General features: G+C 64.1%; 13 protein-coding genes and 1 pseudogene. 4 read left to right on the forward strand and 10 right to left on the reverse strand.

The genetic code is table 11. The features are described 5' to 3' along the window. Nucleotides 1-7: 7 nt before the first annotated feature. Nucleotides 8-478 (reverse strand): Lrp/AsnC family transcriptional regulator, encoded by a 471-nt coding sequence (locus BN1188_RS17335; RefSeq protein ID WP_040264157.1) that lies wholly within the window; start codon nucleotides 476-478, stop codon nucleotides 8-10. Between the two features lie 122 nt (nucleotides 479-600). Between BN1188_RS17335 and BN1188_RS17340 the strand changes: the two genes are divergently transcribed. Continuing rightward, nucleotides 601-2,679, forward strand: coding sequence for an alpha-ketoacid dehydrogenase subunit alpha/beta (locus BN1188_RS17340; RefSeq protein ID WP_052469336.1), 2,079 nt, complete (start codon nucleotides 601-603; stop codon nucleotides 2,677-2,679). A gap of 3 nt (nucleotides 2,680-2,682) precedes the next feature. Beyond that, nucleotides 2,683-3,999, forward strand: coding sequence for a dihydrolipoamide acetyltransferase family protein (locus BN1188_RS17345; RefSeq protein ID WP_052469337.1), 1,317 nt, complete (start codon nucleotides 2,683-2,685; stop codon nucleotides 3,997-3,999). 128 nt (nucleotides 4,000-4,127) lie between these two features. Here the strand turns inward: BN1188_RS17345 and BN1188_RS17350 are convergent, their stop codons facing one another. From BN1188_RS17350 to BN1188_RS17370, 5 genes are all read right to left on the reverse strand, one after another. Continuing rightward, nucleotides 4,128-6,605 (reverse strand): TonB-dependent siderophore receptor, encoded by a 2,478-nt coding sequence (locus BN1188_RS17350; RefSeq protein ID WP_040262648.1) that lies wholly within the window; start codon nucleotides 6,603-6,605, stop codon nucleotides 4,128-4,130. Between the two features lie 95 nt (nucleotides 6,606-6,700). Further along, nucleotides 6,701-7,624, reverse strand: coding sequence for a DUF4880 domain-containing protein (locus tag BN1188_RS22130; RefSeq protein WP_040262650.1), 924 nt, complete (start codon nucleotides 7,622-7,624; stop codon nucleotides 6,701-6,703). Between the two features lie 3 nt (nucleotides 7,625-7,627). Beyond that, complete coding sequence (locus BN1188_RS17360; protein WP_040262652.1) at nucleotides 7,628-8,140, reverse strand: sigma-70 family RNA polymerase sigma factor; 513 nt, start codon at nucleotides 8,138-8,140, stop codon at nucleotides 7,628-7,630. 186 nt (nucleotides 8,141-8,326) lie between these two features. Then, nucleotides 8,327-8,632 carry a protealysin inhibitor emfourin gene (locus tag BN1188_RS17365; protein ID WP_040262654.1) on the reverse strand — a complete coding sequence of 102 codons (306 nt, stop codon included), beginning with the start codon at nucleotides 8,630-8,632 and terminating at the stop codon, nucleotides 8,327-8,329. 32 nt (nucleotides 8,633-8,664) lie between these two features. After that, nucleotides 8,665-9,723: a M4 family metallopeptidase gene (locus BN1188_RS17370; protein ID WP_040262656.1), complete on the reverse strand. Its 1,059-nt coding sequence runs from the start codon at nucleotides 9,721-9,723 to the stop codon at nucleotides 8,665-8,667. A gap of 111 nt (nucleotides 9,724-9,834) precedes the next feature. On the opposite strand from BN1188_RS17370, the gene BN1188_RS17375 reads away from it, so the two are divergent. Beyond that, nucleotides 9,835-10,683, forward strand: coding sequence for a PhzF family phenazine biosynthesis protein (locus tag BN1188_RS17375; protein ID WP_040262658.1), 849 nt, complete (start codon nucleotides 9,835-9,837; stop codon nucleotides 10,681-10,683). A 16-nt stretch (nucleotides 10,684-10,699) separates the two neighbouring features. On the opposite strand, the gene BN1188_RS17380 is transcribed toward BN1188_RS17375, so the two are convergent. Beyond that, nucleotides 10,700-11,071: an FxLYD domain-containing protein gene (locus BN1188_RS17380; protein ID WP_148485266.1), complete on the reverse strand. Its 372-nt coding sequence runs from the start codon at nucleotides 11,069-11,071 to the stop codon at nucleotides 10,700-10,702. A gap of 651 nt (nucleotides 11,072-11,722) precedes the next feature. Here BN1188_RS17380 and BN1188_RS17385 point away from each other — a divergent pair. Beyond that, nucleotides 11,723-12,367 (forward strand): serine protease family protein, encoded by a 645-nt coding sequence (locus BN1188_RS17385; RefSeq protein ID WP_148485267.1) that lies wholly within the window; start codon nucleotides 11,723-11,725, stop codon nucleotides 12,365-12,367. 27 nt (nucleotides 12,368-12,394) lie between these two features. On the opposite strand, the pseudogene BN1188_RS17390 reads toward BN1188_RS17385, so the two are convergent. The 3 genes and pseudogenes from BN1188_RS17390 to BN1188_RS17400 all read right to left on the reverse strand — a co-directional run bounded on the left by BN1188_RS17390 (nucleotide 12,395) and on the right by BN1188_RS17400 (nucleotide 17,192). Then, a pseudogene (locus tag BN1188_RS17390) lies at nucleotides 12,395-13,597 on the reverse strand (HlyD family efflux transporter periplasmic adaptor subunit). Further along, nucleotides 13,594-15,756, reverse strand: coding sequence for a type I secretion system permease/ATPase (locus tag BN1188_RS17395; RefSeq protein ID WP_040262661.1), 2,163 nt, complete (start codon nucleotides 15,754-15,756; stop codon nucleotides 13,594-13,596). The pseudogene BN1188_RS17390 and the gene BN1188_RS17395 overlap by 4 nt, the downstream one beginning before the upstream one ends. Further along, entirely contained in the window at nucleotides 15,753-17,192 is a 1,440-nt protein-coding gene (locus tag BN1188_RS17400; protein ID WP_232430939.1) for a TolC family outer membrane protein, read from the reverse strand. The genes BN1188_RS17395 and BN1188_RS17400 overlap by 4 nt, the downstream gene beginning before the upstream one ends. Nucleotides 17,193-17,237: the final 45 nt, after the last annotated feature.

A 17,237-nucleotide genomic window follows, 5' to 3' on the forward strand; every position in this document is an offset into this window, starting at 1 on the left:
AAGTCTCCTAGACCGGCAGTGGGCCGTGGCTTTTCACCTCCCGCAATACCACGGCCGAGCGGATGTCGTTCACGCCAGGCAGCTTGAAGATCACCTGGTGCAGAAAGGCGTCATAGTGGGCGATGTCCGGGGTGACTACCTTCAGCACGTAATCGGCCTGCCCCGTGGTGCTGTAGCACTCGACTATGGTCGGGCAGTCACGTACCGCGGTTTCGAATTCCTCGACCACATTCTCTACATGGCGCGACAGATTGACCTCCGCCAGCACGCAGGTGGCCAGGCCCACTTGCGCCCGGTCCACCACGGCGGTGTAGCGCTGGATGATACCGGCCTGTTCCAGAGCCTTGAGGCGTTTCCAGGTGGGTGTGGTTGAAAGGCCGATACGATTGGCCAGGTCTTGCACGGACAGGCGGCCGTCTTGCTGGAGGGCGGCGAGAATTCTCGCTGAGTGGGGGTCTGGCTGATGTTTATTATTCATAGTGGGCTCAGCGAACAGGTTCATGCTCGAATCTGCCCGAAAACGGGAAAAATAAAAAGCCTATTCTCCTGGGCCGTCCTTAGCATGGTTGCACCGCACCCCCGTTCAAGGACAACAACAAAATGACGGTGCTACAGCGCAATACCACGCTCGAACCTGCCGCCGCTCCAGCCCCGGATTGGCGCCGCGTGGCCTACCTGATGAACGTGTCCCGCAGCCTGGACGCCCTGGAAGAAACCACCCTGGTACCGCAGAAAAAGGTGCTGTACCAATTCTCCGCCCGTGGGCATGACATGGCGCAGATCCTGCTCGGGCTGCACTTGACCGACCCTCATGACGCCGCCTGTGGCTACTACCGCTCACGGCCGTTGCTGTTGGCCCTGGGGGTGGATCTGGCCGATGCCCTGGGCTCGTCCATGGCCAGGGCCGGTGGCTATTCGGACGGCCGCGACATCGGCGTGGTGTTCAATTACCCCAACCCCGGTGGGGTCTCCGCGTTGCCCATGTGCGGCGGTGTCGGCGCCCAGTACACGCCTACCGCCGGCTGGGCCCAGGCCCTGGAATATCGCGCCCGGGTGCTGAAAGAGCCGGGCTACGAGCGGGCGATCAGCGTCGTGTTGGGTGGCGACGGCTCGGTGGCCACCAACGGTTTCTGGTCGGCCTTGACGCTGGCCACTACCCAGCAGTTGCCCATTCTGTTCTACATCGAAGACAACGGCTTCGGCATCTCGGTGCCGTCTACCTTCCAGACCCCGGGTGGCGATATCGCCCGTAACCTGGCCAGCTTCCAGGGCCTGCATGTATTGTCGGGCGACGGCGCTCAGCCTGAGCAGAGCGCTTGCCTGATTGCCGAAGCGGTGGAGCATGTGCGTTCGCGCAAGGGGCCGTGCCTGTTGCGCCTGACCGTGCCACGTCTGGAAGGCCACAGTTTCCAGGACACCCAGGCGTACAAGTCCGAGGCCACGGTCAAGCGAGAATGGTCGCGAGACCCATGGCCGCGGCTGCGGGATTTCCTGGTGCCGGCCCAGCTGAGCGCCAAGGCGTGGGACGATCTGCAAGCCGAGGCTGAACAAGCCGTGCGCCTGGCTTGCGAACAGGCTGAGGCCCGACCCCTGAGCGATCCGGCAAAGGTCATCGAGCACGTGTTTTACGAAGGTGCCTTGCAGCAGCGGGGCGGGCAATGGGCTGAAGGCTACCTGCCGCCGGCTGCCCAGGCCGAGCCCAAGCCGGAAGGCCAGCGTGTCAACATGGTGGCGGCCATTCGCCGTACCCTCGATCATGAGCTGACGATCAATCTGCGGGTAATGCTCTTCGGGGAGGACATCGGGCCCAAGGGAGGCGTGCATGCAGTCACCCTGGGCCTGCAGGACAAGCACGGCACCGAACGGGTATTCGACACCAGTCTGTCGGAGGAGGGCATCATCGGCCGCGCCGTAGGGCTGGCCCTGGCCGGTCTGGTGCCGGTGCCGGAGATCCAGTTCCGCAAGTACGCTGACCCCGCGGTGGAACAGCTCAATGACTGCGGGACCTTGCGTTGGCGCACCCACAACCGCTTCGCCGCGCCCATGGTGGTGCGCATCGCCGGTGGCTTCTTCAAATGCGGCGATCCCTGGCATAGCCAGACCAACGAGGTTCAGTTCGTGCACGCCCCAGGCTGGATGGTGGCAGTGCCTTCCAACGCCGAGGATGCGGTGGGCTTGCTCCGCGCCGCCTTGCGCGGCAACGACCCGGTGATCTTCTTCGAACACCGGGCCATGCTCGACGCGGCCTCGGCCCGCCGTTGCTACCCGGGTGACGACTTCGTGCTGCCGTTCGGCCAGGCCCGCCGGGTGCTGGACGGCGACGGCATCACGGTAGTGACCTGGGGGGCCATGGTGGAACGTTGCGAGGCGGCGGCGCAGGGGCGTCCGGTCGAGCTGCTGGACCTGCGTACCCTGATGCCCTGGGATCGGGACGCCGTGCTGGCCTCGGTGCGCAAGACCCACCGTTGCCTGATCGTTCATGAGGACTTGGGCACCGCTGGGTTTGGCGCCGAGATCGCCGCCGTGGTCGCCGACCAAGCCTTCCTGGACCTGGACGCCCCCGTGGCGCGGATCACCATGCCTGACATTCCCAGCCCCCATCATCCTGCCTTGCTGGAACAGGTGCTGCCGTCGGTCGCGGGCATCCAGGCGAAGATCGACGAACTGCTGGGGTTTTGAGCCATGAACGATATGACACTTGATCGTCAAGCCATCGTCGCGCCGCTGCAACAGGAGGGCACCCAGGCGGTGTTGCGTACCTGGCTGAAGGCCGCAGGCGACTCGGTCGCCCAAGACGAGCCCGTGGCTGAACTGGAGACCGACAAGGTGGTGGTGGAGGTGTGCGCGCCTTGTGCTGGACAGCTACAGATCACCTTGGGAGAAGGCCAGGCGGCGCCGCCGGGGGCTGTGCTGGGTCATGTGAGCAGCGCGTCACCGGTGGCGAATGGGGCCGAGGCGCGGTGGGAGGTGACTGCCAGCGCGGATGCGGCCTCGAGCGGCACCGCTTCTAATGCCCTTGTCGTGAAGGGCGCGGTCGCCAATGCCCGCGGACCGAGTGAATTGGAAATGCGGCTGTCTCCGGCGGTAAGACGATTATTGGCCGACCATGACCTGGACCCGGCCGAGCTTCGAGGCAAAGGTACCGGGCGAGGCGGGCGCTTGACGCGGGCCGATGTGGTCGCTGCCCTGGCCGAGCACCCCGGCCAGCCCGGGCAAGCTGCCGACCAGCCAGCGCCGGCATCGCATAAGCTCGATGAGCAAGGATCAGGCGCGGCCCAGGACAGCCCTCGCGTGGCGGCGCGCATACCCCATAGCCCAATGCGTCGGGCCATCGCCGAGCATATGCAGCGCTCGGTCAGCACCGCCCCCCATGTCACCGCCATGGTGGAGGCGGACTTCAGCGCCATCATCGCTCACCGTCAGCGGCACAAGGCCCGTTTCGCCGAGCAGGGTACCGCCCTTACATTCACGGCGTACTTCGTGGCCGCCGCTGCCCAGGCCATGGCCGCGGCGCCTGCGGTGAACAGCCGCTGGCATGCCGACGAGCTGGAGCTGTTCGAGGATATCAATATCGGCGTAGGCACCGCCCTGGGTGACCAGGGGCTCGTGGTGCCAGTCATCCATCGGGTACAGGAACTGTCCTTGCTCGGAATTGCCCGGCGACTGCAGGCTCAGACCGAAGCCGCCCGCGCTGGGCGCCTGCAACGGGCGGACCTGCAAGGCGGCACCTTCACGATTTCCAATCATGGGATATCCGGTACGCTGCTGGCCGCGCCTATCATCATCAACCAACCGCAGTCGGCCATTCTCGGCGTGGGGGCGGTGGAGAAGCGGGTAGTAGTGAGGGAAGTGGACGGAGTGGAAAGCTGGCAAGCCAGGCCGCGAGCCTACATCACCCTGACCATCGACCACAGGGTATTGGACGGCAGCCAGGCCAACGCCTGGCTCAAGCGATTCTTGGCGGTGATCGAAGGCTGGAAGGACGAGCCTTCGATCTAGTGCAAGTACCAGGCAAAGGAGCCTTGGAGCGCGGGAACCCACGGTGGGAGCTGGCGCCAGCCAGCGAAAGGCTTTGAGCTGAGCCCGTGAAAATGGATTTTCAACCTCAAGGGTTCAGTTCAGTTTCCTCAGAAGTCGTAGCTGACGGTAGCCATGACGTTGCGGCCTTCCCCGTAATAGCACTGGTAAAGGCTGTTGCAAGCCGCGACGTATTTCTCGTCGGTGAGGTTGTTCAGGTTGAGCCTCACTCCAACTCCCTTCAGGCCCACCTGGCCCAGGTCATAACCGAGCAGGGCGTCGTAGAGCGTGTAGGCGGGGATGCGCAGGGTGTTTTCCGCGTCCGCCCAGCTGCGGCCGAAGTAACGAGCGCCTGCGCCCAGCTGCAGGCCTGCCAGCGCGCCTTCGGTGAACTGGTAGTCAGCCCAGGCCGAGGCCATGTTGCGGGCCACGGCGGTAGGGGTGTTGCCACGGTTGTTCAGCCCCGCGGTGCCGACGAAGTCCTTGCTGTACTCCACATCCAGGTAGGTGTAGCTGGCGATGAGGTTGAGGTTGTCCATGGGGCGCAGCCGCGCCTCCAGTTCGGCGCCGCGGGAGGTGATTTCGCCCACCGCCCGGTAGAAGCTTTCGTTGGAGTCCTTGCTGGCCAGGTTCGACTGCTTTAGGTCGAACACTGAAAAGGTGTAAAGGTCATCCGTGCCGGGTGGCTGGTATTTGATCCCCGCTTCGTACTGCTTGCCCTTGGTGGGTTTGAGCAGCGCCAGGTTCCAGCCAGTGGCAGTCTGGTTGTAGGCGCTGGTGGTATTGGGGTTGAAGGATTCCGAATAGCTGACGTAGGGCGAGATGCCGTTGTCGAAGGCGTAGAGCACCCCGGCCCGGCCGGTGAACTGACTGTCCTTGCTGCTATCGGACTGATCGCCGTAGTAAGCGTCCTGGGTGTGCTGGAACGCCACGTCGACCCAGTCCTGGCGAGCGCCGAGTGAAAAGCGCCAGCGGTCCAGGCTGACCAGATCCTGAACATAGAGGCCGGTTTGCTTGAGCTGGCGGCTTTCATCGTACTGATGGGTTGTCAGGAGCCCAGCCGGTGGCGTGTAGCCGGTGTAGGGGTTGCTCGAGGTCAGGCTATTGGCAGCGGCGTCGTAGTCCACCTTGGCCCAGCGCCGCTGGTAGTCAAGGCCGGTGACCAGCGTATGGCTCAGCCAGCCGGTATCGAATTCGAACTGCAACTGGTTGTCCAGGCTCCAGGCATGCAGCGCCTCGTTGGCGCCGGTGTAGGCACGGTACAGGTCGCCCTGGGCAGTGGTATAGCCATATTGGTAGACCTGGCGCGAGTTCACCTTGGAGTCTACGTACATCAGGTTCTGCCGCGCTGACACCACGTCGTTGAAGCGATGTTCGAGCTGATAGCCCAGCATCTGCTGATCGCGCTTGAAGCATTCCAGGCGATCATCACCTTCGAAGAAGCTGCGGGAAATGCGCTGGCCGTTATAGGAGGTCACCGTGCCGGCGGCCGGCAAGCCCCCGTGATAACCGCTGGAAGGGTCATGCTGCAGCATGGCCATCAGGGTCAGGCGGGTTTCCTCGGCCAGGTCTATGGCCAGGGACGGCATGAGGGCGTAGCGCTCTTCGTCCACGCCATCGACCTGGTTGCCCGCCTTCTTCGCCACCCCGGCGAGGCGGTAGGCCACGTGCTCGTTCAACGGGCCGGTCAAGTCCAGGGCCGCCTGGCGTTCGTCGTTACTGCCATAGGAAAGCTCCAGGCGACGATGGCTCTGGAATTCAGGCTTCTTGGTGGTCAGTGCGACCAGGCCGCCGGGCAGGCTGCGCCCGTACAGCACCGAAGATGGCCCCTTGAGAATGTCGATGCGCTCGATGAACCAGGGGTCCACCTGCAGGCTGCTATAGGTGCCGCTGTCGCCGAGCATTTTCTGGCCATCGATGAACAGGTTGTCTACCGAGCCGTCATTGATGCCGCGCAGGGCGACGTAGTCATAGCGTGTAGTCGCGCCGTAAGGGGTGCTCATCACGCCTGGACTGTAGCGTACCGCCTGGGCCACGGTGCGCGAGCCTTGGTCGTCCATCTGCTGTCGGGTCACCACCGAGACGGTCTGCGAGGTTTCGGCCAGAGGCATGCTGGTCTTGGTGGCGACGCTGCTGTGAGTGGCGTTATAGCCTTCCATGCTGCCCAGGGCGTTGCCCAGGGCAAACCCTTGCACGGCGGTCGTGCCCAAGGTAACAGCCCCCTCGGCCGCGATAGGCGACAGACTGTATCCACCACTGGCGTCGCGTTGCGCGGCCAGGCCAGTCCCGTCTAGCAGGCGGGCCAGGCCCGCGTCCACACTGAAGCTGCCCCGCAGGCCAGGGCTTTGCTTGCCTTGGGTCAGCTGTCCGTCCACGGCCAGGAGGATGCCCGCCTGGGCCGCGAAGCTGCTGAGCGCGCTGGACAAAGGCCCTGCTGCGATTGCGTACTCCAGGGGCGCGGCGCTGGTGGCGGTTGCCGATGTCGCCAGGGCAGGCTGTGTCAGCAACAGAGGCGCGGCAAGGAAGCTGGCGCGCAGGGCGGCGCGCAAGGGTTGCAGGGCAGGGCGGCGAGGGCGGATGCGAGACATCGGGAACGTCCTTGGTGGTCAGGTGGGCCTGCCATCAGGCCCTCTGCCTTCTTTGCCAAGCGAGGCGCAAAAAGGGGAACCGTGCGAGGAGTTTTTTATGCACGGACGTCTTCGCGCGGCTGGACGCTTACCCACCAGGGCAGCGGGCGGTGGACCCGTACCGGCAAGGCCTTTTCCAATGCCTGGAAGATGCGGTCCGGTTGCGCGATGGGAAAGGCCCCGACCAGAGGCAGCCGGGCGACCTCGGAGTCGCAATGCAGGTACCCGTTCAGATAACGGCTCAATTCGCCGAGAAAATCCCCCAGGGGCAGGCTGTCCGCCTGGATGATTCCCCGGCTCCATGCCTGGGCGCCCGGGCGCACGGGGCCCACATCGGTAAGGACGCCCTGGCGCAACTCGCCACGTCGGCCGCCGACAAGCGTGGCACCTCTGGCCGCCGGACTGACGGGCCCCTCATAGGCCATGACTTCACTATGACTCGGGTACTGCCGTACGCCGACGCGTCGCCCCAACATGGCCAGTGGCCCGTTGGCTGTTTCTATGCGCAAGGGGATGGAGCTTTCCAGCAGCAGCTCGCCGCGGTACAGGCGTACTTGCGTACCGCGGATGTCTGCCGCGCTCTGGGTGTTGAGCCACAACTGGCCGCCACTGGCCAAGGGAACCTGACGGATTTCGCCTACCGAGGTCGAACGATCGGCGGCCCAGGCCTGCCACGGCAGGCCACGCCCGGCTGCCGCCAGCAGTGCTCCGCCGCCAAACAGCGCAGCCATGCTGAGGAACTGGCGACGCTTGGTACCTTCCCGCAGGGCCCGGTGGGCCGCCGCCGGTTGCGGCAGGCGGGCGAACTGACTGCTGATGGCTTCGACCCGGTTCCAGGCCTGGCGATGTTCGGGCGCCGCTTCGAGCCATGCACGCCAGGCGGCGTGCTCTTGCGGACCAGGCTGACCCTGAAGTACAGCGAACCACTGGGCGGCCTGCTCGAGTACTTGATGGGAGAGTTGCGGGCGAGGCGTAGGCATCGTTCAATCCTGCGCCAGGCTCAGGCAATGCAGCATCGCCTGGGCCATGTATTTCTTCACCATGCGCTCGGACACGTGCAAGCGCTCAGCGATTTCCCGGTAGCCCAGGCCATCCAGCTGGGCGAGCAGGAACGCCGTGCGCACCTTGTACGGAAGCGCCCGCAGCAAGGTGTCGATTTCCTGCAAGGTAGCGATCACCAGTTGCCGCGCTTCCGGCGAGGGCGCGGCGGCAGGTGGCAGCGCCGCCAGGGCCTCTAGATAAGCCCTCTCGATGGCCCGGCGACGCCACTGGTTGACCAGCAACCCATGGGCGACCTTGGTCAGGTAGGCACGTGGTTCACGTACCGGAGCCAGGTCACGTTCCTTGCTGAGCAAGCGCAGGAAGGTATCCTGCGCCAGGTCGGCCGCGTCCTGCCCGCAACCGGTACGCTGGCGCAGCCAGCCCTGCAGCCACCCGAGATGGGTCTGATACAGCGCTTCGAAGGGTGCACGGTCGGGCAGGGCAGGACTGTTCATGAAAAGGCGGCACTGGTTGAAGGTTACAAATGATAATGCTTATCAACCAGGCGTTACAAATGTTGTCGCATTTTTGGCAAGCCGCAGCGAAGCCGGGTCACCCGGCCTGACCCGGGGCGTGTGATTCGCTGTGACTTCCCGGCATGACGGCTCTGCTTCAGTTACCACGCCTAGCGCCATCGCCTTTCAGCCGTCCACATGCTTGCGCACACACTGCACCAGGCCCTGCAAGGGCCCGGATTGGACAGGGGCAAGCAGGCACACGGTATGTTCACGATCGCCCTCACTGACGGTGAGCGTGTAGTGCTGCGCGCCGCGGGGGCTGGTCTTGGGTTGGCGGCTTTCCGGCAGGGCAAAGAAGCGCGAGGCCTCCAGCAGTTGACGGAGCTCCTGCTGTTCAGGGGGCGGCAGGCGGTCCACTTCCAGGGTGCGTGGCTTGCTCAGGCCCGGAAAGAAGGCCACCCCACCGCTTTCAGAATAGGAAATGCGCATGGCTTTGTCTCCTCAGGGCGCGCTCACAGCATTCAGAGTTTGAGGCCCACGGCGGCCCAGCCCTGCTTGACCGCTTTCTGCTCTGCGCTCTTGGCCCCGTACAGGCGGCCGGCCACCTCGTAAGTGATGCGGGCAAAGCGCAGGAAGCCGCTGTTGGGCCGCAGCTTGGGGTCGCGCAGGCTGTCGTACCAGATCCGCCCCGGTGCTTCCCAGGCGAAGCCGCCGATGCGGGTGGCCACTTGGTAGAACGCATGGTTGGGAATGCCGGAGTTGATGTGCACCCCGCCATTGTCATCGAAGGTATGGACGAAGTCATCCATGTGTCCGGGTTGGGGGTCCTTGCCCAGTAGCTTGTCATCGAAGGCGGTGCCTGGCGCTTTCATCGAGCGCAAGGCGACCCCGTTGATCTTCTTGGTGAACAGGCCTTCTCCAATCAGCCAGTCGGCTTGCTCCACCGGTTGCTGGCGAGCGTACTGCTTGATCAGCGTGCCGAAGACATCCGACATGGATTCGTTCAAGGCGCCGGACTGGTTGAAATACTGCAGACGCGCCTCGTCCTCGGTCACGCCGTGAGCCAGTTCGTGGCCAATAACGTCCAGGGCAATGGTAAAGCGGTTGAACAGTTGGCCGTCGCCATCACCGAAGACCATCTGCGCTGAGTTCCAGAAAGCGTTGTTATAGCCCTGGCCGAAGTGGACAGTGGCGTCCAGGGCCAGGCCGGCGTCATCGATGGAGTTGCGGTCGAACACTTCGTAGAAGAAATCGTAGGTAGCGCCCAGGCCGTCATAGGCTTCGTCAACGGCCGGGTCGCCACTGGCTTTCTGCCCTTCGCCGCGGATCAAGGTTCCGGGCAGGGTTTCACCGCCCTCGGCGGAGTAGATCGAGCGCCGCTTGCCAGTGAACGCCGAGGCCGCGCGAGCCTGTACCGGAGCAGGCTGGGCGGCCATGCGCAGAGACCGGAAGGTGGTGTCCTTGGCCCGGGTACGCAGCGCCGCATCACGCTGCGCCTTGTTGCCGTGGCGGGCGATCTGGTCAAGCAGGTAGGGAGGGATCAGGCAGAACAACGGGTTGCGCGGGTGGTGCTGACACATGCGAGGGGTTCCGTCCAAGGGCTGGAACCCACAGTCTAGACCACTGCCAGGCATTAGCCCCGATCGCGCGCCTGGGCTATTCTCGGGCGCTCCGCTGCCGAGACCCTAGTCATGTCCGATCACGTCCGAGCCTTCAAGCAAGTCGATGTCTTTACCGCCCAGCCCCTGCTGGGCAATCCGCTGGCCGTGGTGCTCGATGCCGCCGACCTCACGGACGAGCAGATGCAAGCCTTCGCCCGTTGGACCAACCTGAGCGAAACCACCTTCCTGTTGCCCCCAAGCCAGCCGGGCGCAGATTATCGGGTGCGCATTTTCACCCCGGTGCGCGAACTGCCTTTCGCCGGCCATCCGACCTTGGGCAGCTGTCATGCCTGGCTGGAGGCCGGCGGGTCGGCAAAAGGCGCCGAGGTCATACAGGAGTGCGGGGTCGGGCTGGTGCGCATACGTCGCGAGCATGGTCGACTGGCGTTTGCCTGTCCGCCTTTGCTGCGCAGTGGAGCGCCGGCCGCTGACGTGTTCAAGCAAGCGTGCCTTGGGCTTGGCCTGTCCCAGGATGAGGTCCTGGCGGCAGAGTGGGTGGACAACGGTCCGGGCTGGCTGGCGCTGCGCCTGCGCGACCGGCAGGCCGTGCTGGATCTCACCCCTGACTATCCCGCCCTGGAGGGCATGGCCCTGGGCGTATTCGGGCCTTGGAATCCTGAGCTCGACGGTAACGAAGCGCAGTTCGAGGTGCGCGCGTTCGTGGCAGGTGAAGGCGTTCCGGAGGATCCGGTCACCGGAAGCCTCAATGCGGGTATTGCCCAGTGGCTGTATCGCGACGGGCAGGCGCCCGAGCGTTATGTGGCCAGCCAGGGCACGGCCATGGGGCGTGCCGGCAGGGTGTACGTGCAACGCGTTGGCGCGGATATCTGGCTCGGTGGCGACGTAGTAACCTGTATCGAGGGGCAGGTGCGTTTCTAGCAGGTTCGCTACGTCGTCAGTGCTGGACAGCTATGCGGGGAAACATCTTCGCATCGATGGTGATGTTCCTGCCCTCGGTGGCCTGGGCCTCGGCCTGGGCGACCTTGGCCTGGCTGCTGGACCTGATGGGCTTGTTCACCCGCCAGGCCTGCCCTGCTTCGAGCGGGGGGACCTGAACCGCCTCTTTGGCGATCACCTGGCTCTGCTCCACTACGCTGAAGATCAGCAGGGAGCTTTCCATCGGATGGTCACTGGTATTGCGGACCGTGGCGACGATATTCACCAGGTGCCCCGCTCGGACCAAGGCCACATTGCGCACTTCCAGATCTTCTGCCTGGGCCAAGGCGGCCGCAAGACATCCCAGCGAAAGCATCACTGACCTTTTCATACCTCTGTCTCCCTGTGTAGAGGCACCTGCGGCGCGCAGAGGATGCGAGCGCGCCTTGTGATCCAATATAGCTTTGCGCCGGCAGACAGCGGTCCAGGGCATCGTTTTTTTACTGCCGTTGGTCCGATGAGCCTATGACTCTCGGGGCTGTTTCCAATCAGGAGACGTCTGGCTGGCATGGAGGCTACGGCTCCTCTGCCGGTCAGTGAAGCGAGTGCAGCGCAAGCGAGTAGCGAGCGAGCGAGTCTGGACATAAGTAGGGTAATGAAGGAAGGGGAGAAGAGGCTTGTTATACCCCGCATTGACAAAACGCAGCATGGCCACCAACTGACAGTCATGTAAGCCCGAGCTTACATGGTGAAGAGGATCCTTCTTACGACAGAAACATAGCAGAAAGACAGTCCGTTTGTCGGGATCCGCCTTGACGCCCAAGAGGCCGCGCGAGTCGGATCCAGTGTGAAAATTTCATTGAACGGTTGAATCGCTCTGGAGCGCTACTTTCAGCGCATATCTGGGACGCCAGAATTCAGTCGTTAGGCTTTTGCAAGCCCTAATCTTTTGGCCGCCTGGATCCAGACAATCGGCTATAGCGTAAGTGATGGCTCACTGACATATTCGCGGCGTCTTCAACAACAATAGCTAGTAGCCATCATGTCTTTCAAGTCGCTCCTGGTAGCCTGCGTGCTACTCAGCGGGTGCAACGGAATGCCCGCCGCCTATCTTCAGGATCCTGTCCATGATCAAGCCTTCGTGGTTCACTCCAGTGGACCATTGCCGCTGATGCTGATGGGAAGCGCGGTGCAATGGAACGAAGACTATGCAGTGACCGTCAAGCACGTGCCTTATCTTTCGGGCTCGGTCCATCAAGGCAAGGGGGACGTACAGTTCTTCCGTCGCAAGGCCGAAAAGGCCCCGCAGTGGCGCCAGTTCGTGCCAGGTGAAGTGCTCACGGCGGTCGGCTTCAACTCCCTGTACGTCCCCATCAAGGGCCAAGGCAGGGCGCTTGCGGCCATGGTTCGCCTGGATGCCCGGGACAACGTCCTCTACGGTACCCACGACGGCCCTACGGCCAAGGGCATGTCCGGTGGCCCGGTCTTCGCGGCCGATGGCAACGCGGTGGGCATCAACGTGGCCTATCTCACCCGAGGCGACCTGCAGGCATTGAAGCGCAAGGACCTGGCCGATCAACCCCGTGTCAGCATCTTCATGCCCTACAGCGAGATCGCCCGGGAATGGAGGCGCTTCGAAGCCCAGCAGGCGCTGAGCGCAACGACGCGGTTGGCGAAAGCCGACTGACCAACCCCGGGTTCAAGGGCCTTTCCTTCAACGTTCACGCAAGGCTTCGCCGGCCTTGTTCAGAGGCTTCAACAAGTAGGCCAGCACCGTCTTCGAACCGGTACGGATATCCACGCTGGCGATCATTCCGGGGACTATGGGAAAGGCCTGGCCGGCCTTGTTGCGCAAGGCATCGTTGGCGGTGCGGATGAATACCCGTTAATAGAATACTTCCGGCTTGGCTTCGTCCTGCAAGGTATCGGGAGAGATGTTGATTACCGTGCCATCCAGGCTCCCGTACACGGCATAGTCATAGGCAGTGATCTTGACCTTCGCCGCCTGGCCCGGATGAATGAACGCGATGTCCCGAGGCGCGATGCGGGTTTCAATCAACAGGCGGTCGTCCATGGGCACGATCTGCATCAGTTGCCCATTCGGAGGGACCACACCACCCAGGGTGGTGACCTCGATGTCCTTCACCACCCCCCGCACGGGAGATCGCAACGTCAACCGCGACAATGAATCAGCACGCCCCCGAATCACCTGTGCCAGGCTATCGGCCTCGGCGCTGGCCTTGGCCAGTTCCTCGCGCGCGCGCACGATGTACTCGGAGCGCGCCTCATTGGCCTTGAGCTCGAGCTCAGCACGTTGGCGGTTCAGCCGAATGACCTCCACCCGACTGGAAGCGCCGATCTTGGCCAGGTTCTCAGTGATCTCCAGCTCGCTGCGTACCAGGGCCAGCGACTGGTGGATGCCCTTGAGCGTGGCATCCAGGCCGCGCCTGCGGCTGTCGTACAGTTGGGTTTCGCTTCGTACCAGCTCGGGCGCAGCCTGTACCGCCGGCGGGAATACCAGCGGCTGGTCGCTGGCTTCGGCCTGCAGGCGGGCTACGCTGGCGACCGCGGCCCGGTAACGCGCTTCGCTCTCGCCCACGGTGGACTCGCTTTTCGTGGGATCCAGCTGCGCGAGCACGTCGTCGCGCTGCACCAGGTCGCCTTCGGCGACGTTGAGTTCAGCCAGGATGCCGCCTTCCAGGGACTGGATCACCTGCTCCCGGGAACCGGGGACCACCTTGCCCGTACCATTGGAGACTTCCACGATTTCGAAGCTCGCGGCCCAGGCCAGGAAGGCCGCGAGCATGGCTGCGGTGACCCATGTCACCCGTCCCGCCCGGATGACCGCCTGATCGTCTTCACCATCGAGATAGGAGAGCGGTTCACGTGCCGCCGGTGTGTCGTTCGATATTCTCATGGCTGGCCATCCGTGGGTTCGCCCAAAGGCTGGCGCAAGCGTGCCAGGGCACTGTCCCGCGCGTCGTCCATCACGATGCGCCCGTTGTCCACCACTATCACGCGCTCTACCAGTTGCAGCACGCTGGCGCGGTGGGTCGCTACCACCAGGGTACGGCCCTGGCTCCAGTGGGTCAGGTTATCCAGCAGACCTCGCTCGGTAACATCGTCCAGGGCGGCGGTCGGCTCGTCCAGCAGCAGCACCTGGGGCTGGCGCACCAGCAGGCGCGCCAGCAACAGGCTTTGCCGCTGGCCACCGGAAAGCCCGAGCCCGCCTTCCTGCATCAGGTGATCCAGCCCTTTGGGCAATTGGCGTACGAAGTCCAGGGCACCGGTCGCGGTCAGCGCGGCAACCAGCTCCTGATCGCTGGCCAGCCCGGCGCCAAGGGTCAGGTTTTCCCGCAGCGTGCCATGGAACAGCCGGGCGTGCTGCGCCAGCAGGCCAACGTCCCGCCGTAGGTCCGCTGGGTCGATATGGGCCATGGCGATGCCGTCCAAGTTTACCTGGCCGGTGGCCAGGTCCATGCTGCCGGCCAAGGCCTGCAGCAGGGTAGACTTGCCGGCCCCGTTACGCCCGAGCACCGCGACGCGCTCTCCTGGCTGTATCCGCAGATGGGCAACGGTCAGTGCCGGCGCGCCCTCCGGGCTGTACCTGAAGCTGGCCTGCTCCAGCTGGTAGTCACCACGTATCGCCGGCAGGTGCACCCGGCTGCTGCCCTCTGGATGATCCACCGGCAGCCGCATCAACCGGTCCAAGCCTTGTAACGCCACCTTGGCCTGCTGCCAGCGGGTCAGCACGTGAGTGAGCTGTGCCATGGGCGCCATCATCCGTGAAGCGAGCATGGACAGCGCTACCAGGCTACCGGTAGTAAGATCCCCCGCAATCACCATGGGCGCGCCTATCACGATCACCACGGCGAACACCGCGTTCTGTACGTTCTGGGTCCAGGTGACCAGACTATTGGTAAGCGTGCGCAATTCAAGGCCGCTCTGGGCCGAAGCAGCGTTATAGCGGTTCCATTGCTGCGCGAAGCGCTGTTCGGCCTGAAGCGCCTTGAGGTCGTCAAGCCCCTGGATGCTTTCCACCAGCATGGCGTTGCGCAGCGCCGCTTCGCGCAGGTTGGCGCTGGCCAGGCGGGCCAGGCGGCGCTGGCACAACAACCCCGGGATCAGCATCAGCAGCAGGGCCACCAGCGGGATCGCGACCAAAGGGCCGCCTATCAGGAAGAACACCAACGCGAAAAGCAGGAAGAAGGGCACGTCTGCCAGAGCGGTAGCCGTACTGGAGGTAATCAGGTCGCGAATCGGTTCAAGCTCTCGCAACTGAGCGATGAATGAACCCGTAGAGCGCGGCCGTACCGAGTTGCGCAGGCGCAGCGCGTGGTTATAGACCAGATCCGAAACGCGCAGGTCCGCGCGTTTTCCCAACAGGTCGGTCAGGCGCAAGCGGATCAACCGCATCAGGAAATCGAACGCTACCGCTAGCATGACGCCGCCGAACAATACATAGAGGGTAGGCAATGACTCGGCCGGTATCACACGGTCGTAGACCTGCATGGAAAAGAGCACTCCGGCCATGCCAAGCAGATTCGCCACCAGGGACGCGACCATGACATGACCATAGGGGCGCAGGTCCCGGAGCACGATGCGGCGGAACCAGTGCTCGTCATAGGGCGGTACGTAATCATCGGTGCGCGCGTCAGCCAGCGGGCGGATGGGGCGCAGTACTAGAATCCGCCGCACTTGGCCGCTGAGCTCGGCCAGGGCAATGCGACTTTGCAGCCCTTGGTCGCCGCTGAACACCATGCCCAGTTCGCCGTCCGCGCCAAGGCCTTCGGCCACGCCAACCTGGCCATCGATCAGCTCTACCACCAGCGGCATTCGCCAGCGGCTCAGTACTCGTGCGTCAGCCCCGCTGAATTTGGCGGTAAGCCCAGCCTGACGGGCCATCTGGCGCACCATCTGTTCCAGCGGCTCGTCCTGGTGCTGCGAGGCGAGGCGAACACTTTCCGGGGAAACGTCCAGGCGATAGTGCCGAGCCACCATCAGGATGGCGTCCATCCATGGCTGAAAGTCCGCTGGCGGCGCAGTGGTCACAGGTACTTGACTGGCCTCGATCATGGCAATACCTCGACGCCTTGAAGGTTGTGCCCTTCAAGGGCGAATACGCGGCGCATGCCACCGCTGTTGTACAGGCAGTCGATTTGCAGGCGCTGCATATCCGTTTGCGTATTGGTCAGGTCGAAGCGGGCTTGGTGGATTTCCTGCTCGGCGTTGAGCAGATCGAGCAGCGGCCGGGTGCCCAGTTCCAGGTATTGTCGGCCGTACAGCTCGCGGGCCTCGGTGATATTGCCCTGGCGCCGACGCAGGGCTTCGAGGCGATTGCTCAGGCTCAGGGTCTGCACCTGGGCCTCGGCCAATCCTTGCCTGGCCTGGAGGCGCGCGGCGTCTTCGGCGGCGTCCGCCGCGCTCAGGGCGTATCCGGCGGCGCGGGTGCGGGCGCTGGTGGCGCCACCCTGATACAGCGGTACCTCCACGTTGATATAGATCCCGGCCTGGGTGCGGTCCAGGTAGGGGTTGTCGTCGTTGTAGTTGTTGTCCAGGTAATGGTTGATCGAGGGCTCCAGCGACACCGTGGGGTACGCCTGAGCCCTTGCCTGGGCAAGCTCGGCCTGGGCCTGGTCACGCTGGGCGAAGGCGGCCAGCACGGCGGGCAAGGCGTCGGTGCCGTTGACCGGGGGCGCTGCCTCGCAGGCCTGGCCAAGTCCCGGTGGCGGGACGTCGCTGCCATCAGGGATGCTGGCCCGGCCCAACAGGTTAGCCAAAGTCGCCTGCCAGCGGGCATAGGCGGCGCGGTACTCTTGCAGCGTAGCGCGTCCGCCATCCACTCGCGATTCTGCCTGCACCACGTCGGATCGGGTGCTGGCGCCCATGTCGCTGCGCTGGCGCGCCAGTTCCACGATCTTTTCCAGCCCCTGCAGTTGTGCTTCGGCCGTGGCCATCAGTTGGCGGTAGCGCTGGCTTTCGATGTAGGCATAGGCGGTGTCGCGGGCTACCTGGTCGATGGTCAGCAGCAGTTGCGCCTGGGCCTGGGCTGCCTTGGCCCGAGCGGCATTCACCGCGCTATCCACCTTGCCGAAGTCGTACAGCATCTGTTTGAGCGACAGGCTAAGGGACTGGCTGCCCCGTTCGCCGTTATAGCCGCTGTCCAACCCACCCTTGATCCCAGCGGACAGCTGCGGGTAGTAACCCGCCTCGGCGGTGTTGATGCCTTCGCCCTGCTGGTACAGCACGCTTACCGCCTGGGCGATGCTGGGGTGCCATTCCACCGCCAGCCGCACGGCTTCATTGATGTCGAAGCGGTCGCTGGCGATAGCGCCGCGCAGGGCCAGGGCGGGCCGCCGCTGCGCATCGTGTTCGCCGCTGGGGTGAGGGCTTACCCGCAACAGTTGTGGGTCTATGTGATCCGGCGCGCCATGCGCCGGGGAGTGTATCGCAAGCACGGCGAGGGCGAGCAACGCCCGTGCGCGCGTGACAGTGTTCAGGCCTGTTATCACCGCTGTCCCTTACTGTGATGGCCGCCCTGCCGATTGCCGGGCTGG

The organism is Pseudomonas massiliensis (assembly GCF_000826105.1).
Lineage (GTDB): Bacteria > Pseudomonadota > Gammaproteobacteria > Pseudomonadales > Pseudomonadaceae > Aquipseudomonas > Aquipseudomonas massiliensis.